At 57.3% G+C, this 23,366-nt stretch carries 19 protein-coding genes and 1 pseudogene; 12 read left to right on the forward strand and 8 right to left on the reverse strand.

What is annotated here, in order from left to right; translation table 11 throughout:
* Nucleotides 1-4 precede the first annotated feature (4 nt).
* The 7 genes and pseudogenes from BIND_RS05495 to BIND_RS05525 form a co-directional block, all read right to left on the reverse strand.
* A complete protein-coding gene (locus BIND_RS05495) occupies nucleotides 5-823 on the reverse strand; it encodes a creatininase family protein (RefSeq protein ID WP_012384083.1) in 819 nt (272 codons plus the stop codon).
* A gap of 103 nt (nucleotides 824-926) precedes the next feature.
* A pseudogene (locus tag BIND_RS20510) lies at nucleotides 927-1,025 on the reverse strand (DDE-type integrase/transposase/recombinase); the annotation flags it as partial.
* 141 nt (nucleotides 1,026-1,166) lie between these two features.
* Complete coding sequence (locus BIND_RS05505) at nucleotides 1,167-1,985, reverse strand: hypothetical protein (protein WP_012384084.1); 819 nt, start codon at nucleotides 1,983-1,985, stop codon at nucleotides 1,167-1,169.
* Nucleotides 1,986-2,096: 111 nt separating this feature from the next.
* Nucleotides 2,097-2,303, reverse strand: coding sequence for a hypothetical protein (locus BIND_RS05510; RefSeq protein WP_041777943.1), 207 nt, complete (start codon nucleotides 2,301-2,303; stop codon nucleotides 2,097-2,099).
* Between the two features lie 18 nt (nucleotides 2,304-2,321).
* Nucleotides 2,322-3,524 (reverse strand): low temperature requirement protein A, encoded by a 1,203-nt coding sequence (locus BIND_RS05515; protein WP_012384085.1) that lies wholly within the window; start codon nucleotides 3,522-3,524, stop codon nucleotides 2,322-2,324.
* A 14-nt stretch (nucleotides 3,525-3,538) separates the two neighbouring features.
* Nucleotides 3,539-3,805: a hypothetical protein gene (locus BIND_RS05520; RefSeq protein ID WP_012384086.1), complete on the reverse strand. Its 267-nt coding sequence runs from the start codon at nucleotides 3,803-3,805 to the stop codon at nucleotides 3,539-3,541.
* Nucleotides 3,806-4,010: 205 nt separating this feature from the next.
* Complete coding sequence (locus BIND_RS05525; RefSeq protein ID WP_148210565.1) at nucleotides 4,011-4,562, reverse strand: DUF2867 domain-containing protein; 552 nt, start codon at nucleotides 4,560-4,562, stop codon at nucleotides 4,011-4,013.
* Between the two features lie 371 nt (nucleotides 4,563-4,933).
* Between BIND_RS05525 and BIND_RS05530 the strand changes: the two genes are divergently transcribed.
* The 5 genes from BIND_RS05530 (at nucleotide 4,934) to BIND_RS21880 (ending at nucleotide 9,957) form a co-directional block, all read left to right on the forward strand.
* Nucleotides 4,934-5,992 (forward strand): ABC transporter substrate-binding protein, encoded by a 1,059-nt coding sequence (locus BIND_RS05530; protein WP_012384088.1) that lies wholly within the window; start codon nucleotides 4,934-4,936, stop codon nucleotides 5,990-5,992.
* Complete coding sequence (locus BIND_RS05535) at nucleotides 5,989-6,774, forward strand: ABC transporter ATP-binding protein (RefSeq protein ID WP_012384089.1); 786 nt, start codon at nucleotides 5,989-5,991, stop codon at nucleotides 6,772-6,774. Before BIND_RS05530 ends, BIND_RS05535 begins: the two co-directional genes overlap by 4 nt.
* Nucleotides 6,771-7,559 (forward strand): ABC transporter permease, encoded by a 789-nt coding sequence (locus tag BIND_RS05540; protein ID WP_012384090.1) that lies wholly within the window; start codon nucleotides 6,771-6,773, stop codon nucleotides 7,557-7,559. Before BIND_RS05535 ends, BIND_RS05540 begins: the two co-directional genes overlap by 4 nt.
* Nucleotides 7,560-7,719: 160 nt before the next feature.
* Nucleotides 7,720-8,688, forward strand: a complete 969-nt coding sequence (locus BIND_RS05545; RefSeq protein WP_012384091.1) for a 2-hydroxyacid dehydrogenase — start codon at nucleotides 7,720-7,722, stop codon at nucleotides 8,686-8,688.
* A 459-nt stretch (nucleotides 8,689-9,147) separates the two neighbouring features.
* The gene (locus tag BIND_RS21880; protein WP_244395969.1) at nucleotides 9,148-9,957 is read left to right on the forward strand and encodes a protease inhibitor Inh/omp19 family protein; all 810 of its coding nucleotides are present in this window, start codon (nucleotides 9,148-9,150) and stop codon (nucleotides 9,955-9,957) included.
* 13 nt (nucleotides 9,958-9,970) lie between these two features.
* Here BIND_RS21880 and BIND_RS05555 read toward each other — a convergent pair whose 3' ends face one another.
* Nucleotides 9,971-10,342, reverse strand: coding sequence for a MerR family transcriptional regulator (locus BIND_RS05555; protein WP_244395970.1), 372 nt, complete (start codon nucleotides 10,340-10,342; stop codon nucleotides 9,971-9,973).
* A 540-nt stretch (nucleotides 10,343-10,882) separates the two neighbouring features.
* Here BIND_RS05555 and BIND_RS05560 point away from each other — a divergent pair.
* From BIND_RS05560 to BIND_RS05590, 7 genes are all read left to right on the forward strand, one after another.
* Nucleotides 10,883-13,780, forward strand: coding sequence for an SEL1-like repeat protein (locus BIND_RS05560; protein ID WP_148210566.1), 2,898 nt, complete (start codon nucleotides 10,883-10,885; stop codon nucleotides 13,778-13,780).
* A 615-nt stretch (nucleotides 13,781-14,395) separates the two neighbouring features.
* A complete protein-coding gene (gene kdpA, locus BIND_RS05565) occupies nucleotides 14,396-16,102 on the forward strand; it encodes a potassium-transporting ATPase subunit KdpA (protein WP_012384095.1) in 1,707 nt (568 codons plus the stop codon).
* Between the two features lie 21 nt (nucleotides 16,103-16,123).
* Nucleotides 16,124-18,169, forward strand: coding sequence for a potassium-transporting ATPase subunit KdpB (gene kdpB, locus BIND_RS05570; RefSeq protein WP_012384096.1), 2,046 nt, complete (start codon nucleotides 16,124-16,126; stop codon nucleotides 18,167-18,169).
* A 12-nt stretch (nucleotides 18,170-18,181) separates the two neighbouring features.
* Entirely contained in the window at nucleotides 18,182-18,775 is a 594-nt protein-coding gene (kdpC, locus tag BIND_RS05575) for a potassium-transporting ATPase subunit KdpC (RefSeq protein WP_012384097.1), read from the forward strand.
* Entirely contained in the window at nucleotides 18,772-21,462 is a 2,691-nt protein-coding gene (locus BIND_RS05580) for a sensor histidine kinase (protein WP_012384098.1), read from the forward strand. Before kdpC ends, BIND_RS05580 begins: the two co-directional genes overlap by 4 nt.
* A complete protein-coding gene (locus BIND_RS05585; protein WP_012384099.1) occupies nucleotides 21,459-22,151 on the forward strand; it encodes a response regulator in 693 nt (230 codons plus the stop codon). Before BIND_RS05580 ends, BIND_RS05585 begins: the two co-directional genes overlap by 4 nt.
* Before the next feature lie 279 nt (nucleotides 22,152-22,430).
* Nucleotides 22,431-23,258, forward strand: a complete 828-nt coding sequence (locus tag BIND_RS05590; protein ID WP_158304359.1) for a transporter — start codon at nucleotides 22,431-22,433, stop codon at nucleotides 23,256-23,258.
* The last annotated feature ends 108 nt before the right edge of the window (nucleotides 23,259-23,366 follow it).

Genomic DNA, 23,366 nt, shown 5'->3' on the forward strand with positions numbered 1-23,366 from the left:
CACTCTAAGGAAGTGAATCCACATCGGGCGGATCGCCCAGCCGCGAGAGATCGAAAGCGGCTATATCCTGCAAAAGTTCAATGAAGGCTGTCGCGGCATAATCGAGGCAGGGCTCGCCTTTTTCAGCGGAGGCTGCCGCAGCATTGCCCATGGCGCCGGAGGCTGACAGATCCTGGCTCATCCAGCCGAAACCTGTCGGTCTTCCTGTCCGCAACCAGGTGAAATCACGCTCTAAGGATTCGCTGGCGGATGAAAAATCCGCCAAGGCCTCGCGCCTGACGAGATCGGGCCGCAGGGCCAGCATCTGCGATGTTTCGATATCACCGGCATGAATGCCGTGCCGTTTTTCTTCCTCGGAGAAAAGCCCGTCCGGGGTGCCGAAACGATGCAGGGTCGCCATGACGACGAAGAGGCCGAGTTTTGCGCGCAATTCATGCGCGAGCATGTCGAGCAAGCCGACATTGCCGCCGTGTGAATTGGCGAGCACCAACTTGCGGCACCCAGCACGATGGATGCAGGCGCCAAGCTCGCCCCAGGCGCGCAGCAAAATATCGGGTGAAATGCTGAGTGTGCCGGGAAAATCCAGATGTTCGACCGATAGGCCGCAATTCTGCACGGGCAAGAAAAGAACGGGCAAATCGTCTGGCAACCGATTGGTGATGCGGGCGATGGTTTCTTCCATCAAAAATGTATCGACCCCGAGCGGCAGATGCGGTCCGTGTTGTTCTGTGGCCGCGACCGGCAGAACCGCGATGACGTCCTGCATGGGGTTGGTTTGAAAATCCGTCCAGGTCATTTCGGCCCAGAAATGGGTGGGCAGCATCTTATCCTCGATTGGCGTGGGGCCTGATCGATCCCGATCTTAAAACAAAAGATATCGGTTTGGGGAGTCGATGGAACGAGGCGGTCGCACTGATTGAAATGGCCAGATCGCGTCTGGCCGTCAGCGGAAAATCGACTGGGTTTCCGTGCTTGTCGATGGCCCGATAAAGATAGCGCCACTGGCCTTTGATCTTGACGTAGTCAGCTTGTACAAGTAGGAAGCCAGCGTGCCCAAAGCCCATCAAGGCGCCATCTATGGCAGCATTATAATTTGGGAAGACAACTGGGATAAACGTTGCATTTCCCATGAAATCAGTTCCTGTAGTGATTGATTATAGGCGCGATCAATTTATTTTCGAGATCGAGCACATCTCATAAATTATATTATAAGACATTGCTGCGTTGCCTTTCCAGCCAGCGCATACCTTTTTATAATGTGAGGCATCAATCAAGATAGACCCATTACCATCTATCATAAATAAATGATGTTCGCCGTAAATTATCGGCGCCGTGTGTTTTGATATAAAAGCGTTGTATGTATTCGTGACACAATAATCGACCATGCAATATTCTTCATTATTATCATCTACTTTTCGAAAGCGCTCACTCTGCCTTGTTGTCGCGACTGCATCCCCGATGGCTTCCAATCCTGCGTCATCGCAATTCTGTGGCCGCCCCTCGAGGCGGGCCGGAATAATATTGGTCACGAATTGCCTGACCGCGATGAAAGTGTTTTGTATGCCATCGATAATCAAGCCACCATTGTCGTCCGGATCGACGAAGACGATTCCGTAACTGTTAAATTGGCTCATATCCAGTGGCCTGGCCGTATAATAAAGCCCTACGAAATCTAGCTTGTGCTTAAAATTGAGAACGCAGCCTAGAACAAAATGTGATGGCGTATTCAAAGGCTTAAAATGAATGCTGTAGGATTCAACTTCGCCTCGGGGGCCGCCGCTCGGGTGAAATGTTCGCGAGAAAGGCCTTGCCTGTTCTTGGCATTCACGTGCGAACTCGTCTGCAATGGGGAGGAGCTTATGGCACTGTGAATAAAATTCTGTCTCGGCAGCTATTGCAATTTCGGAGGGAAGAAATGCTATGAGAGTATAGATCAGAAGCTTAGCGAGAAATGCATGTTCTACACTCTTGAGCATCTGCACCATGGGAATTTTCCAACCTCTAATCAGCTATTTCAGTCTTCGATGCCTGCTTAAGAAATCAACTACCAGTTGAATATTCTGTATATCACAATCTATAGCTTGGCCTGCAAGCGATTATTTGGACCTGCTTGCAATAATTTTAGACGGGCTGGGCCGTCCCGTCGTGGCATCGATGAGTTGGCCGTTTGAGAGCGTATAGGCATGGGCGGAGGCGTTCTTGATGACGAAACTGTTCGCCGTCGCGCCGCCTTCCGGCTTCGACTGGATGATGATGCCACCATTGGCCGCAATGGTGATGTCACCGACCGGGCCGCTCCTCAAGCTTCACCATGATGCACCTCAATGTGCGGCGGGCCGAGTCTGCATCTGGGCGCGGCTTATGCTCGCTTCCCAGAAACCGATGGCCAGCATAAATGCGCTGGTCAGCCATCCAGCGGCGAGGAGGTCGGTTTGAAGGGCGATGGGAATAAGTGCTGCAAGCGCGACGACGCCGACGATGTGCGAGGCCGGGACACAGCCGTAAACCACCTGTTTGTAGATGGCGCTGCCGACGAGGTAGATCATCGGGCCGGCTGAAAGGATGAGCGCATACGCCAATTTTCCGTGCTCGTGCGGATGGGCCATGACCAGATCGTTGCCGACTGCCGTCACGATGACGCCGGCGATCAGCACGGCGTGGATGTAATGGAAATAGGCGCCGATGCGGCCCGGATCGCTGGAATGCGTGATGGTCGCGGTGGCGTCCTTGCTCGATGTTCCGAAATAGAGCCACCACATGGCAAGTGTGCCGGCGAAGGTCGCGAGCATCGCCGACAGGATCGGGACGCTCCAGACTTCTGCCTCGGCGAGCATGGCGCCAGTCGCCAGCAGCGTTTCGCCAAGCGCGACGATGACGAAAAGCTGGCAGCGTTCGGAAAGATGTCCGCCTTCGATGGTCCAGTCGCTCGTGCGGGACCGTCCCAGGCCCGGCAGCGCGAAGCCGAACATCGGTGACACATATTCGCAAAGAACAGCGATGGCCCATAGCGTCGCACGCGCCCAGTGTTCGGTGAAGGCGCCACTGATCCAGAAGCAGGAGGCGATGAGAAGCCAGCCGAGCATGCGCCTGTAATTGGCGGAAAGAGGGTGATCGCGGCCCAACTCGAAGACGATATAGGCGGTCCGCCCCACCTGGATCGCGACATAAGCGAGCGCGAAGACGAGGCCGCGCTTGTCGAATGCGCCGCCAATCGCCGATGCCATGACGAGCGCGAGAAGCATCGTGACGAACAACACACCACGGATGCGTGGTGTTTCCGGATCGAACCAGTTCGTGACCCAGCAGGTATATTGCCAGCCGAGCCAGACGGCGAACCAGAGGATCAGCGTATGGATGACGCCTGTCAGACTGAGGTTGTGCAGCAGTTCATGGCTGAGCTGGGTGACGGCGAAGACATAGACGAGATCGAAGAACAATTCCTCGAAGGTGACGCGGGCATGATGGCCGTCGCGATGGCGCAAAAGCGGATGGTGGTGATTCTCCGACGTGTCTTTTTGCAGCACTCATACCCCCTCTGTCAGCGCGCCAGGCGCCAGATCACGCCGATCGCGAGCGCGGCTGGAACGACGAACACGATCGCCAGGATCGGCAGTTCATCGCCCAACGGATAGCCGGCCTTCGTCACGCCAACCCATAGGTTCAAGAGCGAAACGGCAAACCAGACCGGCACAAACGCCTTGGCGGCAAGCGAATAGTTGGGGTCTGTCCCGCCCCACAGCTTGCCGAACAGAAGAAACAGGCCGAGCAGGACGATGCCGCCGCCAATGATGATCGCCGTGTGCATGACCATCCCCCTTTTCACGAAAATACGCTGAGGTTCCTTGCGATATCCTTGCCGGTATAGGGCAGGACAACGTCGAGGGCGAGATCGGGATGGTCGATCAGCATGGCCTTGGAGTTCTGAGCGTGTCGAAGCCGAGCGTCATCATACGCTGCGATACTTCTGTAGATGCATCAGGCTGGACGCGGACAGGAGCATGGTGTGATGATTACAGAGCCCTCGTCATCGCTTTGCGCAGGCTCGATCGCACAACAAGACGATGGATCGGCGAAATCGCTGAAAGATAGAGGCGTCCTAACCCGTTGTGGCAATGGACGATGGTGGTGACGACAAGTTCCCGATCTGGCGCGCGGAGTCCGCCGCGCAGCATCAGGGAGGTCCGGAAATTGAGGTGTTGGTCGTCCTCTCCGACCACGATTTCATGATCCGACGCTGAAAGGATGGGGAAGAAGTCGATGTGCCCGCCGCCTTCGCGTTCTTGTCGGTCGCGGATCTGCCGGGACGTCTTCACCCCGAAGCATGTCATGATTGCGTCCCGTAAGCTCAGTAACGCCCGGAACCAGCGCTCCGGCTGGCCTAGAACGCTCTGAGCAAGGGCATTAATATCGCGTATGTCATCATTCGGGATCGAGACGGCATAGGCATCGGCTAGGTCGGCACCCCGGAAAAGCGATGCGATACGACTCTCCATCGGCGGCGCTACAATCCGCACGCGCGGGGCGTTTCGTAATGCTTCCAACGCTGTCCGAAGCGAACTCATGGGGAATGCTGCATGGCGTTGTTCACGAGAGCTTTTCGGTTTCGATCAAGGTGGGGCCTTTATCCCAAGCAAAAGCGCCAGTCGGCTTTGCATGGAAACGATTGCGGCAGTGGACGCCATGTAACGACATTTCATTCCGCACAGCAACCAGCATGCTCCTCTTGGGACAGCAAAGGTTAAGGCCGGACAGAGAGTAAAATGCGCCATTACCTGTTGAATTTGCATGATACTTGCTAGCTTGATCGCTGGCGGAGGTTTATGGATTTCATCAAAAGAGGTTTTGGGATAAAGCCAGCGGGTTTCTCTCGCGCAGCAGAGGCTGCGTCCGCTATCGGGTCTGGTGCCATGATGAAGACGAAAGGACCGTGTTCGTGAAAGGTTTGATTGTCTTCGCGGCGACGATGATCCTGGCGCTTGGTGGAATATCCCGGGCGGAGGATAAGACACCCTCGCCAGCGCCCGCTGCTTCCGTGCCTTGGACAGGGGATCATCGTGACAAGGTGACTTTCGCCACGAATTGGCTGGCGGAAGCCGAGCATGGCGGCTTTTATGAGGCGCTCGCCGATGGCACCTATGCGCTCTATGGGCTTGATGTCACAATTCTTCAAGGCGGGCCGCAGGCCAATAATCGATTGCTGCTCGCCGCCGGCAAGGCCGAGTTCAATCTTGGCGCCAATCTGATCGAAGCCTTCGATGCGGTGGAAGGACAGGTACCGATCGTCGCCGTCGCCGCTTTGTTTCAGAAAGATCCCGTCATCTTGATGTCGCATCCCGGGCAGGGGCGAGATCGCTTCGAGGATCTGCCGCAAGCCAAAGCCTTCATCGGTCGTGAGGCTCTCGCCTCACTCTATCAATGGTTGCGGACGGCCCATGGTTTCCGTGAGGAAAATGTCCGGCCTTATCTGTTCAATTCCGGTCCCTTCCTGGCCGACAAAAGCTCGATCCAGCAAGGCTATGTCACCTCCGAGCCTTTCGAAATCGAACGGCAAGGCCATTTCAAGCCGAATGTCTTTCTGCTTGCCGATTATGGCTATGATTCCTATTCGACGACGATTGAAGTCCGGCGGGATCTGATCGACAAGAAACCGGATCTCGTCAGGCGTTTCGTCGAGGCCTCGATCATCGGTTGGTATCATTACATCTACGGTGACAATAAAGCAGCCAATGCACTGATCAAACAGGACAATCCGGAAATCAGCGACGAACAATTAGCCTATTCTCTCGCGCAGTTGAAAGAGCGGGGCATTGTTGATTCCGGTGATGCCTTGCATCTTGGTATTGGCACGATGAGTGATGCCCGCGTCAAAAGCTTTTTCGACAAAATGGTGCAAGCCGGTCTGTACAAACCGACGCTCGACTACAAACAGGCCTATACGCTGCAATTCGTGAATCATGGCGTGGGTCTTGGCTTGCGACCGAAATCGCCATGAATCCGTCGGTCCTTGTCTCGCTGCGTGGGGTCTCGAAAACCTATCGTAATGGCACGCAAGCCTTGAATGATATTTCCTTTGATGTCCGCCAAGGGGAATGTCTGACCCTGCTGGGACCTTCGGGCTGTGGCAAGTCGACGATCTTGCGCCTGATTGCCGGTCTCGACACGCTGTCCTCCGGCTCTTTGACTCATCATCGGGCGGATAGAGGCAAGGGCGCGAAAAATCAGAATTTTTCCATGGGTTTCGTCTTCCAGGAACCCGCGCTGATGCCTTGGGCCAATGTCTTTGACAATGTTTTTCTCCCTTTACGCTTGGCGGGGCGGAGCCGACGCGAAGCCCGCGCGAAGGTTGACCAGGTGATCGGGCAGGTGGGGCTTGCCGCCCATGCGAATGCTTATCCACGGCAATTGTCAGGCGGTCAGCGTATGCGTGTCTCGATCGCTCGGGCTCTTGTTCGCGATCCTGTTCTCTTGCTGCTCGACGAGCCTTTTGCAGCTCTCGACGAGATCACGCGTTTTCGCCTGAATGATGATCTTCTGCATTTGCGTGAGACTTTGGGCACGACGCTCGTCTTCATCACGCATTCAATTTATGAAAGCGTGTTTTTATCCTCCCGCGTTCTCGTCATGGCGGCGGCTCCTGGCCGTATCACGGAGGAAATCACGATCGACAGCCCGCTCGAACGCGACGAGCGCTTTCGTCTCAGCGAGGATTACCTGACGTTCTGCCGGACAGTCTCGCAGGCCCTGCATGAGGCGAGCTTAGGGGCGAACCCATGAGAAAATCCGCCCGCTTCTTGCTGTTGCTGCCTCCCTTTCTGGTTTTTGTCCTGTCGCTTGGCCTGTGGGAGGCGATCGTCCGCTTTCGTTCGATCCCTTCTTATATTCTACCGGCACCTTCGTTGGTCATCGAGACACTGTATAGAGATCGCGCCATTTTGTTTCCGGCTCTGTGGGTCACCGTACAAATTACCTTCGGCGCTTTTCTGGCCGCGGTCGTGGGCGGTGTTTCCGTCGCTCTTTTGTTTGCGCGCTGGCCTTGGGCCGAACGCAGTTTCCTGCCTTTCGCCATTATCCTGCAGGTCACGCCGATCGTCGCCGTGGCGCCTCTGCTCGTCATCTATCTGGATGCGGGAACGGCCGTGCTCGTCTGCGCCTTTCTCGTCGCTTTTTTTCCGATCCTCGCCAATACGGCACTGGGCCTCGCCGCAACCGACCGGATGCTCGTCGATCTCTTTGCCTTTTACGGGGCATCCCGAGCCCAGACGCTCTGGTGGCTGCGCTGGCCGGCAGGATTACCCTATTTCCTCGGTGGCTTGAAAATCGGTGGCGGTCTCGCGTTGATCGGCGCGATCGTGGCGGAATTGGCCGCGGGCGCGGCCGGGAAGGGGGCAGGCCTTGCCTTCCGCATCACCGAGGCCGGTTATCGTCTGAATATTCCCCGGATGTTTGCGGGTCTCGCCTTGATCTCGCTGACGGGCATTGTGATTTTCGGCTGCCTTGCTTTTCTCTCCCGTTTTCTGCTCCGGCATTGGCATGAAAGCGCGCAAGCCTCCGAACGCTGAACGTTCACGTGGCTGATCACGAAATTGTTTAATCCTCGTTGATTTTGTTTCCTTCCCGGGCGGCCTCTTTTCGCGCATGGCGTGACAAGCTATGGAAGCGCTGCCAAAATTCGCGAACCCCTTTCACCCTTGCCATGTTTTCCGCTGACAGGAGCCGACCTTGCCCGATTTCGACATCCTTCTGCCCTCTCCCTTGCCGGCCAAAGTCGTGCAGGGGCTTGCCCATGTCTGCAAGGTCCATCCGCTTTGGGAAGCGGCTGATCCGCAGGCCTTGATCGGGCAAATCAAGGATAAGGTACAGGGATTGGCGACGTGCTACGGCAAAGGGAAGATTGATGGCGACTTCATGAGCCAATTTCCCAATCTCAAGATCGTGTCCCATTATGGCGTCGGCTATGACATCATTGATGCCGCTTGGGCCGGGGCGCATCATATCGTTGTGACAAATACGCCGGACGTTCTGAACGATGAAGTCGCCGATCTCGCCATCGGCCTGATGCTGGCGACGATCCGGCAGATTCCGCAAGCTGATACGTTTTTGCGCGCGGGGCACTGGCTCAAGGGATCTTTTCCCCTGACGGCGACCTTACGGGAACGCCGTCTTGGCATTTTCGGTCTTGGCCGGATCGGCAAGGCGATTGCGAAACGCGCGGCTGCTTTCGATATCGAGATCGCCTATTGCGGCCGAAAAAAACAGGACGACGTACCCTATCGCTTTTATCCGAGCCTGCTCGAACTGGCACGGGAAAGCGATATTTTGATGGTTATCGCCCCGGCGACACACGAGACGACAAACGCCGTCAATGCGGAAGTATTGAGCGCGCTGGGGGCCAATGGCGTTCTCATCAATGTCGCGCGCGGGTCTCTCGTCGATGAAAACGCTTTGATCGAAGCCTTGAAGAACAAGACCATTCTTTCGGCTGGCCTCGATGTCTTTGCCGCTGAGCCGCAAGTGCCGCAGGCGCTCATCGATATGGAGCAAGTCGTTCTGCTGCCACATGTCGGCTCGGCATCGCATTATACACGCGATGCCATGGGACAATTGGTGGTTGATAATCTGATCTCATTCGCGGAAGGGCGGGGACCCTTGACGCCCGTGGCGGAAACGCCCTGGCCGTTTTCCGCTTGATCGGCGCGGACAGCTTATACCCTGCGCTCGAGCAGACCTCTGAAGTGAAACACTTTTTGGGGATTATGCGCTGAAACGAACAGAGTGAGCATTGGAGACGATCAGCTTTGAATGTCTCAAGCTCTCTCCGCTTTAATGCCTTTGTCCGGCAGGTTAGGCCTGTGTGATGGAGCGGATGGGAATGTGTTCGATGACCCGCTTATCGTCGAAGGCAGCGTCCTTGATTTTTCACCAATAAGTAAAAAACCACCGGATTTGCTCGCTGCCGAAGCCTGCATGCGGCATTTCTGTAGCTCTTGGCGCCAATAGATATATAAGAGGATATTCCCGCCCTGCCTTGGAGATGGTCCTCGCATGATCGTCGCTATCGACGTTAGCCGCCGCCGGTTCCCTCACGGCGCTGTTCGATTGGTCTCCTTCCTTCTTCTCGCTCTTTTTTCCATTTTTTCTTGCGATGCCATGGCGCAGTCGGCCGGGCAGGGCAGGGCCAGAGGGGGCTTTGATCCGTCCTATGGCTCGAACCTCTCTCCCGAACTCGCAGCTCTCGGCGGGCAATGGGATCTTGTGCGTGAAGGCGCTACAACCCGGCCCAATGAGCGCCAGACATGCCGTCTAACTTTGAGTCTCAGGCCTATGGCCGACCAAGGTCTTCTTCTTCTCTTACCCTCTTCGTGTCGCAAAACGATGCCGATCGTCGCGAGCATCAATGCCTGGCAGCCGATGACCCGTCACCGCATCGATTTTACTGATCGAAACGGGGCAACACTTATGACTTTCTTTTCAACGGCAGATGGGCGTTTCGAAGCCGTGGGGCCGGACGCGGAAAATTACGCGCTAACGGAAGTGACGCTCGGCAAGCCGAACGCACCCCAGATCGATACGCAGGCGGTATCCTCAACCAGTCTCGCTCCGAATGCTCCTGAAAAATTCGCCGCAGCGGCGACACAGAAAGCAACGCCGGCCTCCATTGGCTCGATCAGGCTGGCGGATCTTCCCGGCCGCTATGCCATTTTGAGGGATGGCAAGGATACTGGCTGCATGGTGACATTGGATCGTGGAAGTGTCGGTGCCGGTGAGCGCGCCATTCTCGCGCCGGCCTGTCGGGATCATGGCTTGGTCGTTTTCGATCCAGTGTCGTGGCAATTGGCGCGCGGCAGAATCACTCTCACTGCCCGCAAGGGTCATGTGACCCATCTTGATCTGCAGCCGGATGGAACCTGGCTGAAAGACCCCTCCGAGGGCAAGAGTTTGAGTTTGAAGAAACTCTAAAGGCGCGGCGCATTCAGAACGGCGCTCGCAGTGCATGATCCGTCAGTTTTTGATGGGCGAGGCGCAAAGCTGCGAGAGCTTCCTCGAGCGCATTGTGTTGGCGTTCGAGATGCGAGATCTGCGCAATGATTTGCTCGGGCAGCAGCCTCAATTCCAATTCCGCCTTGTGATGCTCGGTCCCCCGCGCCTGCGAGGGATGTCCTTGCAGCATGTCATGGATTTCGGACAGGGTGAAGCCTAGACGCTTGCCCTTCAGGATCAGGCGCAAATTGTGTCGGTCCGTTTCGTTGTAAAAACGTGCCGTCCCTTTCCGGGCCGGGTGGAGCAGTCCCCGGTCTTCGTAAAAGCGCAAAGCTCGGACGCTGACGTCAAATTCACGCGCCATTTCTCGAATGCTGCGAAGGGGCTGGTTATCCTGCTCCGCATCGCTGGGTTGTTCTTTTGTACCTTTGGCAAAAAAACTGGCTGCGCCAAAAGATTGGGGCCTGTCCATGGATATTCCTTCGTTTCACCATTGAGACAGGGCCAAGCTAGCGCGATCCATTGCGCAATACAACCATAAAGTGTATTTATCGCATTTATTGGTTATTGGTTGTATTTTCCGCTTATGGTGAAAGGGCGATCTTTTGGGCTTAACGCTGTCTTTACCCCGATCTTTGAAACTGGAGCGAAGGGCGAGGTCGTGGAAGTCCATGACGGGGCGAATGTTTTTTTAAATCGTCAAACCGACTCAGCCTGAAGGTCACAAGCTTTGAATAGTGTCGACTTAAAAAATCGCGCGTGAACATCTGACGAAAATCTGGAAAATACGTTGGAACAGGATTCGGGACAGGATTTACCGCGTAGTGCCAAGGCCCAGACAGCTCCACTTGGGAAGGGGGCGGCGGTCTCGCGCAGGCCTGCATTTTTGGCAGGAACCGAAACCTTGGAAGAACGGGCTCAGAGGGCTTGGGCTTTCGCGCATAATAGAGGAATGATCCGGGCGCTCGAGAATCGCCGTGACCGGGAATGGGAAATGGTCGCCAGTCTTTCCTGCTCCGGAGAGGATGGATTTCTTCCGTTCGATGAATGGCAGGCGGTACGCTCGGATGGCCATGGGTTGCAAAGTGACGAGTTGCGTCGGGAGACGACTTTGGGAGCGGATTTCAAGACCGGTCGCGGATTGCCAGAGGGTCAGGCTTCTCTCGAAGGCCTGTGGAGCGAACTTGAATCGGAATTACTGGCCTTCGCCCGCCGTCGTGGCCATGCTTTCGCTTCCAGCGGCCGGGTCGGCGTGGATCATCGGCAGAACGCGGCAAAAGGACCGGGCGCGAGTAGCACCGCCTCAGCAGCCCAGAGCGCTTCTTTGTCGGACTTACGGGATGATGTCGGTCAACTCGCTGGTCAACTCGATGCCATGCGGCAGGAAGCGGATCGTCGCGACAGCCTGTTGCGGAGCCAGGCGGAACGCATTGGCGACATCGGGCGGTTTCGCAAGGAAATCAGCGATCTGACGAGCCGGCTCGGTGCTTTCGCGCCGCTGGAGGCCTTGCGTGAACTTGACCGGGAAATCAAGGCTATTGCCCAACGGTTTGAAAAATTAGGGGAAACCGAGAGCGACGCCACCCCGATACTGCGCTTGCGGCAGCAATTGCATGAAATTCGCGAACTCATCACGGCCATGGCGAGCCTTGCGGAAAATACGGTTCGGCAAAAGCCGGCCGCTGATCTGGAAGTCTTGCGAGGGACGTTGAACGATCCGGTCCGTGCGGAATCGCTGCAGAAGATCGAGACCCAGATCGAGGTTTTGGGGCAAAGGGTCGATACAGCCATCGCGCAGGCGGAAACATCCGGGCAATATGCCGCCCTGGCGCGGCAGATCGAGGCCGTCAAACACCAATTGACGGCGCGCATCGACGCCAATGCCACGCTCAGCGCGCCGCATACGCAACAACTCGAACAATTGGTGCGTGTGCTGGCCGACAAAATGGATTCCTTGCCCGATCCGCGCAAGAGCGAACAGAAGTTCGAGGTTCTTCAATCCGAACTCGTCCGGATCGACAATCGCCTCGACCAAAGTGACAAGATCATCGCCTCTCTGGCGGCCATGGAAATGACCATTACGCGGCTTTCCGCCGAGATGGGCGTGATCAAGGGCTCGTTGCGGCAATCTGCCGAAGCGGCCGCGCGTCAGGTCATTGAAGAGCTTCGGCAGACATCCTCCACGGAACCTCTGATTCCGGCTGATTTGGAAAACGAGATCGAAAAACGGTTCGAGCGCACCGAGGTCATGATCCGCGATGGCCTGGAGAGACTTGCCAGCCGGCTGACCGATCTTGAAACCGTTACACATCTGGCTCGAGGCCCTGTGACACAGGCCGGGTCCCTGGGATCATTGCTGGCGCCGATCTTTGCACCCGCCAGCGAGGGGCAAGGGGAAACAGCCAGTGTTTTTAATATTTCCCTCGACAAGGCTCCGGGATCGGTGCGGGAAGACCTTGACCCCTGGCGTTCTGAGCGGGTCTCCTCGGTACGCGGTTCTGTCTCGGCAGGCCAGAAAGTTTTGCCTCGTGCGGAGACAGGGCCGGTTCCCCTTCAAGGTGAACGCCGGGCCAGGCAAGAGAACAAGGGCCCCACGCTGGTCGAGGATGAATTGCTCGAACCGGGCAGCGGCCGTCCCCTCTTGTTGCGCTCCAGCGGAATGAAGAAAGGGACTTTCAAGGATCGTGAATCCGAGGCGATCGCGGGGCCCAAGGCCAGAATGAAGCAAGGGGAATCCGTGCCGAAGGGTGCGGACAAACTGGTCCTTCCGCCTTCGCGAGAGCAATCCACCTCTTTTGATCGGATGATCCGTCTGCTCAAAAGCGCCCGCCATTTGGTCCGGGGACGGCTAGTCTTGTTTTCGCTCGCGGGACTTTTCTCCCTGGCCGTCCTGGATGGATTGGTGCATGCCATCGGGAGCATGGATCAGCGGAACAATGCGGGCCATGCGGAACAATCCGGTCCGGCCAAGACCGCGAATTTTGTGGAAACCTCGCCGCAGTCCTCAGCGCCAGCCGCCACAATTCCGGCCACGACCCAGAAAACATCCGAAACCCCTGCCGCAGCCAAATCCAGCATAAATAAAGTGGGGGCGCTGGCCTTTTCGACACGGGAAGACATTCTGCGCCTCTTCCGCTTGGGTGAAGCCGGCCATGCCGGCGCGCAATATCATCTTGCCTTGCTCTTGCAGGAAGGCACGGCCCATGCGGAAGGAAATGACCAGGCGACGGATCTGCGCGCCGCCGCTTTTTGGTACGGGAAAGCCGCTGACCAGGGTCTCGCCCCGGCGCAATATCGGCTAGGCCTGCTCTACGAAAAAGGCTTCGGCGTAGACCGCGATCTTCACAAGGCGACGGATCTTTATCGCCAGGCGGCGGAGCAGGGCAATACACGCGCCATGCATAATCTTGCTGTCCTCTCGGCCGAATCCGAAAATGGTCCGCCTGATTATGCGGCCTCTGTCAAATGGTTCACCAAGGCCGCCGAATATGGCCTGCGCGACAGCCAGTATAATTGTGCGATATTGCTCGCCCGGGGGCTCGGCGCGCCGCGCAATCTGGTTCAGGCCTATGCCTGGTTCGCCATTGCGGCGGCTCAGGGAGACGAGGAAGCCGGTCGCAAGCGCGATGAAGTGGCGCGGCATCTTTCAACGGAAGATTACACAGCGGGCAAAACCATAGTCGCCGCATACAGGCCCCAGCCGTCCAAAATGGCGGCTAATGAAGTGTCTATGCCTTCAGGCGATGGGGAGCAGGGATCGCGCCAGGCCGAGGTGATGAAGCCGAGCCTTTCTGGTCTGTGAGAGGCCGGATAACCGTTTACGGGCATACAACAGGACTGATGTCCTCTTCTTACCATCCGGATACGCCAACAATGGCCAGCTTGCTGAGCGCCGCATCAGTCTGATGTTATCCTCAACGGAACCGTATTGCTGACATCACTGATCTCGAGAACACCATCAAAAACATGATGGTGTCATGTGTCTCGCTGCCACTGTCACCAGAAATATCCTTGACAATAATGATGATCGCCTCCCAGCGATTCAGCTCCAACCGATCGTTGCGGTATTAGGGGCAGAATGTCCGATGAATAACGTGACCCTTATGTCATCGATCACGAGATCAAGCTCACGATCTTTATGTGATCCTTATGCTCCCTCATATCAATCCGTGTAGAGCCTTGATTGATCCGTCCGATAAGTTTCGCTCAGCTTTTACGCTGGAGATAGAGCTATGGCCGATCTCATTTTTCTTCTGCTTGGCACAGGTGCCTTCGTCCTCTTCAGTGGGTTCACCGTTTTGCTGAGGCATATCTGACCATGTGGATCGATGCGCTTTGGGCGGGCGGCGCGCTTTGTATCGCCGTCTACATGGTCGCCGCGCTGCTGCGGCCTGATCGCTTCTGACAGGATATCATCATGAATTGGCAAGGCTGGGCGGAGATCGCCTTCATCCTGGGCCTTACGGTCGCTCTTGGCTGGCCGCTCGGTCTCTTTCTGGCGCGATTATGGGAGGGGGAGCAGACCTGGCTCGATCCTGTTCTTAAACCTGTCGAGCGGCTGGTCTATCGAGCTTGCGGCATCGATCCCCGGCAGTCACAGACCTGGTCCTCTTATGCTCTGGCGCTGCTGGCCTTCAGTGCGGCAAGCTTCATTCTGCTCTACGCGATTCTGCGATTGCAGGGGTGGCTCCCGTTGAACCCGCAGGGTTTTGCCGGCCTCCCACCGCATTTGGCCTTCAATACGGCCATCAGCTTTGTCTCCAACACCAATTGGCAGTCCTATGTTCCCGAGGCCACGGTCTCGGCCTTCTCCCAGATGGCGGGGCTGACGTCGCATAATTTTCTTTCTGCCGCCGCCGGTATTGCCGTGGCCGCCGCCGTGACACGCGCCTTTGCCGCCAACCGGGAAGAGGGACTCGGCAATTTCTGGGTCGATCTCACCCGGGTCAGTCTCTACCTGCTGTTGCCTTTATCGATCGTGATCGCTTTGGTCTTCGTGGCGCTTGGCGAGCCCCAGACTTTGTCGGCCCATGTCACCGCCACCACGCTGGAAGGCGTGCAGCAGACGATTGCGCTGTTTCCGACAGCCAGCCAGGAAGCCATCAAGCAACTGGGCACCAATGGCGGTGGTATTTTCAATGCCAATTCCGCCCACCCGTTCGAAAATCCCAATCCACTCACCAATCTGATCGAGATCGTGGAGATGAATGTGCTGGGCTTTGCCTGTGTGGTCGCGTTTGGCCGCCTGGTGAGTGCCCGCCGGGATGCGCGCGCCTTGATCACGGTCATGGCAATCTTTGTGGCCGTCGCTGCTTCCGTCATTTACTGGACCGAAACGCGTCCAGCCCCGGCCCTTGTTGGCGCGCAAGCCGAAGCGAGCGTGAACATGGAGGGCAAGGAGGTCCGTTTTGGTGCCCCCGCGACAGCGATCTGGACAGCGGCGACAACTGGCGCCTCCGATGGCGGTGTCAATGCCATGTTTGACAGTTTCATGCCGCTTGGCGGCGGTATGGCGATGTTCATGATCCAGCTCGGCGAAATCCTGCCGGGCGGTGTCGGCTCCGGCCTTTATGGCATGATCGTGCTGGCGCTGATCGCTGTCTTCGTGGCCGGGCTGATGGTCGGGCGCACACCGGAATATCTTGGCAAGAAGGTGGAAGCGCGTGAAGTCAAATATGCCATGCTGGCGGTTCTGATCCTGCCCTTAGCGATCCTGGGCTTCTCGGCCGCGGCTGCTGTGCTGCCCGTAGCGCTCGAGGGGCTTGCCAATACCGGCGCGCATGGCTTGTCGGAAATCCTCTATGCCTATTCCTCGGCAACGGGGAATAATGGTTCCGCTTTCGCCGGTTTTTCAGCCAACACGCCATGGTGGAATACGACGCTCGGCATTGCCATGCTGCTCGGCCGTTTCGGCTATGTGATCCCGGTCCTCGCCATTGCGGGCTCCCTTGCGGCCAAGCCGAAACTCACCGTCACCGCTGGCACGTTCCCGACAGACGGGCCGCTGTTCATTGGCCTCTTGATTGGGGTGATCTTGATCCTGGGAGGCCTGCAATTCTTTCCGGCCCTCGCGCTTGGCCCGATCGTCGAGCACTTCCAGGTGCTTCAGGCGCTCGCCCGCTAATGGTTACAAGGATTGAATCCAATGCTTTCCTCGAGTCACGCTTTGAGCCACGCTGTGCCAAAGCACCCTCTCAATTTTAGCCGTGCCGCCCTCGATGCCTTCCGCAAGCTCGATCCGCGTGCCCTAACGGGCAATCCGGTGATCCTGACGACCGAGATTGTTGCCTTTCTCTCGACCGTCTCGGCTGTTGCCGCGATCAGTGCCGGAACATCCGCCGTCTTCATTCTCCAGATCGCCCTCTGGCTCTGGGCGACCGTGCTTTTCGCGAATTTTGCGGAAGCCGTCGCCGAAGGGCGTGGCAAGGCGCAGGCCGATGCGCTTCGCGCCACGCGCGTGACGACGATCGCGAAAGTCATCGTCGATGAGGCGAAGGGTTTCATCGTACCGCTCCCGGTGAATGAACTATTGCCCGGTGCCATCGTTTTGGTCGAGGCGGGCGATGTCATTCCAGCGGATGGCGAAATCATTGAGGGTGTCGCTTCGGTGAATGAAGCTGCCATTACGGGCGAGTCGGCGCCGGTGATCCGCGAAAGCGGTGGCGATCGCTCCGCCGTGACGGGTGGCACGACGGTCATATCGGACTGGATCAAGGTGAGGATCACCTCGCAGCCTGGGTCCACTTTTCTCGACCGCATGATCGCCATGGTCGAAGGCGCGGACCGGCGCAAGACGCCGAACGAGATCGCGCTGGCCGTGCTTTTGGCTGGTTTGACGCTGATCTTCCTCATCGCCGTGGTAAGCTTGGTCGGTCTTGGTCATTATTCCGGGGTCGATCTCAACCCCGTCGTGCTGGGCGCGCTTTTCGTGACGCTGATCCCCACGACCATTGGCGGCTTGCTCAGCGCGGTGGGCATTGCCGGCATGGACCGCCTGCTCAAGGTCAATGTTCTCGCAACCTCCGGGCGTGCCGTGGAAGCGGCCGGTGACATCGACACGCTTCTGCTCGACAAGACCGGCACCATTACCTTTGGCAATCGCATGGCGACGGAGGTGATTCCAACGCCCGGCCTTCGCGCGGAGGTGGCGATGCGCGCGGCCCTGATGGCGTCCTTGGCGGATGAGACGCCGGAAGGCCGCTCGATCATCACTTTGGCAGGCCAGCAAGGCGTCACAGCCGAAATGCCCGTCGGCGCCAAGGCGATCGCTTTTAGCGCACATACCCGCCAGTCCGGCCTCGAGGCCGAAGGGCAGGTCTGGCGCAAGGGCGCGGTGGACGCCGTCCTCAAGGATCTCCATCTCGATGAAACGATGCTGCCAACGGCCTTCAGGGCATCGGTGGAGCGGATCGCCCGTTCAGGCGGCACGCCGCTCGCTGTCGCCGAGAATGGCAAACTGGTGGGGGTGATCCACCTCAAGGATGTCGTCAAACCGGGCGTCAAGGAACGCTTTGCCGACCTGCGCCGCATGGGTGTGCGCACGGTCATGATCACGGGTGATAATCCGATCACAGCCGCCGCCATCGCTTCGGAATCTGGTGTCGATGATTTTCTTGCCGAGGCCACGCCCGAGGATAAATTGCGGATGATCAATGCCGAACAGGGCAAGGGACGCCTCGTTGCCATGTGTGGTGACGGTGCCAATGATGCCCCAGCTCTGGCCCAGGCCGATGTCGGTGTCGCCATGCAGACTGGCGCGCAAGCCGCCCGGGAAGCTGGCAATATGGTCGATCTCGACAGTGATCCGACCAAGATCATCGAGATCGTGGAAGTCGGCAAACAGCTTCTCATCACACGCGGCGCACTGACGACCTTTTCCATCGCCAATGATGTCGCGAAATATTTCGCGATCATTCCGGCCATGTTCGTGGTGTCCCTGCCGGCGCTCGGTAGCTTGAACATCATGGGGCTCGCAAGTCCTCAAAGCGCGATCCTCTCCGCCGTGATTTTCAATGCGATCATCATCGTCATGCTGATTCCGCTGGCCCTGAGGGGTGTCCGCTATCGCGCCATTGGCGCTGGCCGGTTGCTGGCCCGCAATCTTCTTCTCTATGGCGCGGGTGGCCTTGTCGCTCCCTTCATCGGTATCAAAACGATCGACCTGATCCTTTCGGCGATCGGCTTTGTTTGAAAGTGACGCATCATGCTCCAGCACATTCGTCCCGCATTCATCTCGCTGATCTTGTTCACCCTCCTGTTCGGTCTCATCTATCCATTGACCGTGACCGGCATTGCGCAATTCGTGTTTCCCGATCAGGCATCGGGAAGCCTGATTTTCCAAGGCGATCAGGTTGTCGGCTCGCGGCTCATCGGCCAAGCCTTCCATCGGCCTGAATATCTCCATCCGCGTCCCTCGATCGCCGGTGATGGTTATGATGCCAGTGCGTCATCCGGATCCAATTTGGGGCCGCTCAATCCTGACCTTGTGAAACAAGTCACGGAACGGGCGGCGGCGATCCGGGTCGAAAATCAGGATCAGGAGGCCGTGATCCCCGCCGATGCGGTGACCGCATCGGGTTCCGGTCTCGATCCGGAGATTTCGCCGGCCTATGCGGGCCTGCAAGCGAAACGCGTTGCCTCGGCGAGAGCCATGCCCGTGGTTGAAGTCGAGCGCATCGTGGCCGAGAATACACAACCGGCTTTTCTCGGATTTATCGGCCAGCCGCGCGTCAACGTGTTGGCGGTCAACCTCGCTCTTGATGCCCGCTTTCCCATCCAGAGGCCGCCAATGCCATGAAGGAGCAGCCCACGCATTCCGAGCCCAATGCCTTGATGGTCAAAACTGGCAATGTCCGGCGCGGCCGGTTGAAAGTGTTTCTGGGCATGTCCCCTGGCGTGGGCAAGACCTATGAAATGCTACGGGCCGCGAGACGCCGCAAGGCCGAAGGCGGTGACGTCGTGATCGGTGTCGTGGAGACCCATGGGCGGCGAGAGACCGAAGCCTTGCTGCGTGGTCTTGAAATTCTTTCCCGCCGGCCGATCGATTATCGTGACCGCTCCTTCCTCGAGTTCGACATTGACGCGGCGCTGGCACGCAAGCCAGCGCTTTTGCTTATTGATGAATACGCGCATTCCAACGTGCCCGGATCGCGGCATCCGAAACGCTGGCAGGATGTGCAGGAGGTGCTTGCGGTTGGCATCGATGTCTGGACGACGCTGAATGTTCAGCATCTTGAAAGCCTCGTCGATGTCGTCTGGAAGATTACCGGAGTGCGTCAGCGCGAGACGGTGCCGGATTCGGCGCTCTCCAATGCCGATGAAATCGAGGTTGTGGACATCACGCCAAGTGAGTTGCGCCAGCGTCTCGCCGCGGGAAAAGTCTATGTGCCGGAGACGGCGCAACTCGCTTCGGAAAAATTCTTCAAGCCCGAGAATCTGACTGCCCTGCGAGAGCTTGCGCTCCGCCGCGCCGCGCAGACGATCGATGATCAGCTCATGGGAGAGATGAAACGCGCTGGCGTGGAAGGGCCTTGGGCGGCAGGCGAGCGCATCCTCGTCCTGATCGGTGCCGATACCATGGCCCATTCGCTCATCCGCGCCGCGCGCCGCCTGTCCGACATGATGATGAATGCGCCATGGACGGTCGCTCATGTCGAAATAGCCAACCGGGCTCCCCCTGATACGGTGTCCGTCGCGCGTCTCAATGAGGCGTTCAAGCTGGCTGAACAACTGGGCGGGTCCACCGTGGTCTTGACCGGCAATGACCTAATCGACTCCGCTTTCGCCTATGCACGGCAAAGCAACATCACTCAGATCATGGTTGGTAAGTCGCGGCGCGTCTGGTGGTGGAAATGGCGCAACCGCTCACTGGCCCATGCACTGCTCGACAAGGCAACGGGTGTCGCTCTGCATGTCATTACTGAAGCAGCGCCCGATCACCTCATGCCACCTGTGCCGCCCGCGCGACCTGTCCAGAATCGATGGAGCGATTATGTCCTGGGCATTGGACTTGTGGCTGCGGCGACATTCCTTTCCTATTTCCTCGACCGCGCTTTTGAACATACCGATCTCGGCATGATCTTCCTATCGGCGGTGCTGGCCGTCGGCGTGCTCTTTGGCTTGCGTCCCGCGCTTGTGGCGGCCACGCTCGCCTTTCTAACCTATAATTTTTTGTTCCTTGATCCACGCTATAGTTTCGCGATTGGTTCTCCGACTGATGTGCTGACGCTTCTGGTTTTTCTGGCCGTGGCCCTTGCAACCGGAGGACTTGCGGGCCGTGTGCGGGATCAGGCGAGCGCCACGGCGCGGCGTGCATCGGCTATTTCCGCCCTTCTTGCCGCCAGCCGTCGCTTGTCCGCCGTCTCCACGAAAGACGAAGCCGCCAAGGCCCTGGCAGAGCAAGTGTCCGCCGCCGCGCGCGGCAAGGCCGTCGTTTTGCTCCCGATCGCGGAAACGATCGCGCCGGCTGCGACTGCATCGACAACCACGCCGTTAAGCACGGCGGATATGGGGACGGCCGATATGGCGGCCGCTCGCTGGGCCTGGGAGAAAGGCGAGAGCGCGGGCGCTGGCACCGGTACATTACCAAATGCGGCCTGGACATTTCGGCCCTTGCAGGGTTTGCGGACCCGTTCAGGTGTTGTTGGAATCGAAGCCAAGGCGACCTCTCAGGAAGACGAGAGATTTGTCGCCGCTTTGCTGGACCAGGGCGCCGTTGCCCTCGAGCGTGCCGAACTTGCCGCCAAGGCTGCGGAAGCGGAGGCGTGGAAACGCTCGGACCAGTTGCGCTCGGCGCTCTTGAATTCAATCAGCCATGATTTGCGCACACCCCTCTCCACGGTGCTTGGTTCCGCGACGACGCTCATCGATTATGGCAAGACGCTTGACTCCGCTGTCAGCGTTGATCTTCTTGAAAGCATTCGGGAAGAGGCTGAGCGGCTGAACCGCTATGTCGGTAATCTTTTGAACATGACCCGTCTCGAAGGCGGAGCACTGAATCCGAGAAGCGAATGGACTGATGTGCGCGACGTTCTCAATGCCGCCGCGCAACGTGTGAGCCGGCGTCTTGGCAAACGCAAGCTTGTGACAGATTATCCGCCAACCCTTTCACCGATCACTACCGATGCGGCTTTACTGGAGCAAGCAGTCGTGAATATTCTTGAAAATGCGATCGCTTACAGCCCAGATGATACCGATGTCGAAATCGCCGTCTATGAGGACCCTCGCAATATCGTCATCAGTATCGAGGATGAAGGGCGTGGCATTCCGACTGCGGAACTCTCGCGCGTCTTCGAGAAATTCCGGCGAATGGAAGAAATCAGCGATCGCGGCAAGGGCGTCGGTCTTGGACTTTCGATCTCGAAGGGTTTCGTCGATGCAATGGGGGGCCGCATCGCCGCTGCCAGTCCCATCCATGGCGATAAAGGCACCCGTGTTTTGATTAGCCTTCCAAAGATGGCTGTGATTCCGCAAGGCAGCACATGAATGCGTTTCGGCCCCGGGTTCTTGTTATTGACGATGAGCCGCAGATTCATCGCTTTTTGCGGCCAGCTCTGGATGCGGCGGGCTATGAGCCGGTCCGTGCCGATAATGCCACTGATGGTCTCAAGGAAATAGCCCGCAAGGTTCCCGATGCGGTCGTGCTCGATCTTGGTCTGCCCGACATGGACGGCAAGGACGTTTTGCAAAAAGCGCGCGATTTCTATGATGGTCCGATCATCATTCTGTCCGCTCGCGATCGCGAGACGGAAAAGATTACCGCTCTCGATATGGGTGCGGATGATTATGTGGAAAAGCCTTTTGGCATCGGCGAGTTGCTGGCGCGTTTGCGCGTTGCGATGCGCCACAGATTGATCCGGAATGAAGCCTCGCCAGTCGTACAAGCCGGAGACGTTTCGGTTGATCTTGTGAACCGGCTTGTCACACGGGGTGGCGAGGTGATCCGCCTTTCTCCCAAGGAATATGATCTGCTGGCCAAACTGCTTGAAGCGGGTGGCAAGGTCGTCACCCACAAACAGCTTCTCACGGCGGTGTGGGGACCGGCCCATGCGGAAGACGTGCAATATCTCCGTGTATTCGTTGGTCAGCTCAGGCAAAAGTTGGAGAACGATCCTGCATCACCCAAATTGATCACGACCGAACCGGGCGTGGGCTACCGCTTTTATATCCCTTAATCATCATACGGTCGCCGAAAGGCACATTCTGTCTCTTTCGTATTTATACAACGCTTATGTTCACCAAAAGAAGACGTATGGATAATTGATGTCGTCCCGATCCAGATAGAGCGCAGCACGATGAAATCATCTCATCGTGGCTTTCGACCCGGGAATGGGCGGCTCGATGGGGACAGAATGAACGATATCGCTTTATCTTCACGTGATAGACAGACGAAAACAAGCTTCGCGACAGGTAAAACCTTTTGTCTCTTTTTGTTTTGTATGAGTGGCGTGGCGATGACAGAGACAAGCCATGCCGATGACGCGCATTCCGAGGTCGATAAAAGCCAGTATTCGCTTTTCAATCCGACGCCTGATTCAGCCCTGCGCCCTTTCGTAACCGACCGGCCGACCAAAAGTAATTCACCCTACACAGTCGATGCCGGGCGCTTCCAATATGAAATGGATCTTTACAATGCTGTCACGACGAGTGCTCAAGGACAGACGACCTATTTTGGTCAGACACTCGATCCTGTCTTGAAACTCGGTCTCACCAGCCAGATCGATTTTGAATTTCAACCGGGCGGGCTTGTCAATGCCCGTACACTCGATCACGCGAGCGGCCAGCAAGTCTCTCATCTTTATGGCTTCGGCGATACGGTCCTGCGCACCAAGTTCAATTTGTTCGGCGATGATGGCGGCGATCAGGCTATGGCGCTCATCCTTTATGGCAAGCTCCCGTCTGCCCGCGCCGGTCTTGGTAATGGCCTTGTCGAGGGCGGCGCGATCCTGCCCTGGTCGATCAGCTTACCCCAGGATTTCACGCTCCTGTTCATGCCGGAAATCGATATTTTAAAAAATAACAATGACAGCCGTCGTCATGCGAACTTCGTCAACCTTATCAACATCAGTCATCCGGTGCCCTTCGTTAAGGATTTGACCTTCGCTGCTGAATTTTTCACGTCCGTCAGTGCGGACAGAGGCACACCGAATATCTATACGCTCGATTTTGCCCTTTCCTATATTGTCGTCAAGGATCTCCAACTTGATGGTGGCATCAATATTGGTCTCAATCGTGACGCCCCGAACCTTCAGCTTTATGCCGGTATCTCGCAGCGCTTTTGAGGTGACATCTTCATTCATAGCCGTGCGCGCCACCGGTCGCCAGCGCATGAATATGCGCAACGCCCCGATCTCAGATGGAGAGGCGGGGCGTATTTGTTGGCTTCGATG

Source organism: Beijerinckia indica subsp. indica ATCC 9039, assembly GCF_000019845.1.
Lineage (GTDB): Bacteria > Pseudomonadota > Alphaproteobacteria > Rhizobiales > Beijerinckiaceae > Beijerinckia > Beijerinckia indica.

Bases quoted from the DNA above. Each gene is read 5' to 3' on its own strand.
- BIND_RS05495 (WP_012384083.1), bottom strand. From the start codon at position 823: ATGCTGCCCACCCATTTCTGGGCCGAAATGACCTGGACGGATTTTCAA.
- BIND_RS05505 (WP_012384084.1), bottom strand. From the start codon at position 1,985: ATGGTGCAGATGCTCAAGAGTGTAGAACATGCATTTCTCGCTAAGCTT.
- BIND_RS05520 (WP_012384086.1), bottom strand. From the start codon at position 3,805: ATGCACACGGCGATCATCATTGGCGGCGGCATCGTCCTGCTCGGCCTG.
- BIND_RS05525 (WP_148210565.1), bottom strand. From the start codon at position 4,562: ATGAGTTCGCTTCGGACAGCGTTGGAAGCATTACGAAACGCCCCGCGC.
- BIND_RS05535 (WP_012384089.1), top strand. From the start codon at position 5,989: ATGAATCCGTCGGTCCTTGTCTCGCTGCGTGGGGTCTCGAAAACCTAT.
- BIND_RS05540 (WP_012384090.1), top strand. From the start codon at position 6,771: ATGAGAAAATCCGCCCGCTTCTTGCTGTTGCTGCCTCCCTTTCTGGTT.
- BIND_RS21880 (WP_244395969.1), top strand. From the start codon at position 9,148: ATGGCGCAGTCGGCCGGGCAGGGCAGGGCCAGAGGGGGCTTTGATCCG.
- BIND_RS05555 (WP_244395970.1), bottom strand. From the start codon at position 10,342: ATGGCGCGTGAATTTGACGTCAGCGTCCGAGCTTTGCGCTTTTACGAA.
- kdpA (WP_012384095.1), top strand. From the start codon at position 14,396: ATGAATTGGCAAGGCTGGGCGGAGATCGCCTTCATCCTGGGCCTTACG.
- kdpB (WP_012384096.1), top strand. From the start codon at position 16,124: ATGCTTTCCTCGAGTCACGCTTTGAGCCACGCTGTGCCAAAGCACCCT.
- kdpC (WP_012384097.1), top strand. From the start codon at position 18,182: ATGCTCCAGCACATTCGTCCCGCATTCATCTCGCTGATCTTGTTCACC.
- BIND_RS05580 (WP_012384098.1), top strand. From the start codon at position 18,772: ATGAAGGAGCAGCCCACGCATTCCGAGCCCAATGCCTTGATGGTCAAA.
- BIND_RS05585 (WP_012384099.1), top strand. From the start codon at position 21,459: ATGAATGCGTTTCGGCCCCGGGTTCTTGTTATTGACGATGAGCCGCAG.
- BIND_RS05590 (WP_158304359.1), top strand. From the start codon at position 22,431: ATGACAGAGACAAGCCATGCCGATGACGCGCATTCCGAGGTCGATAAA.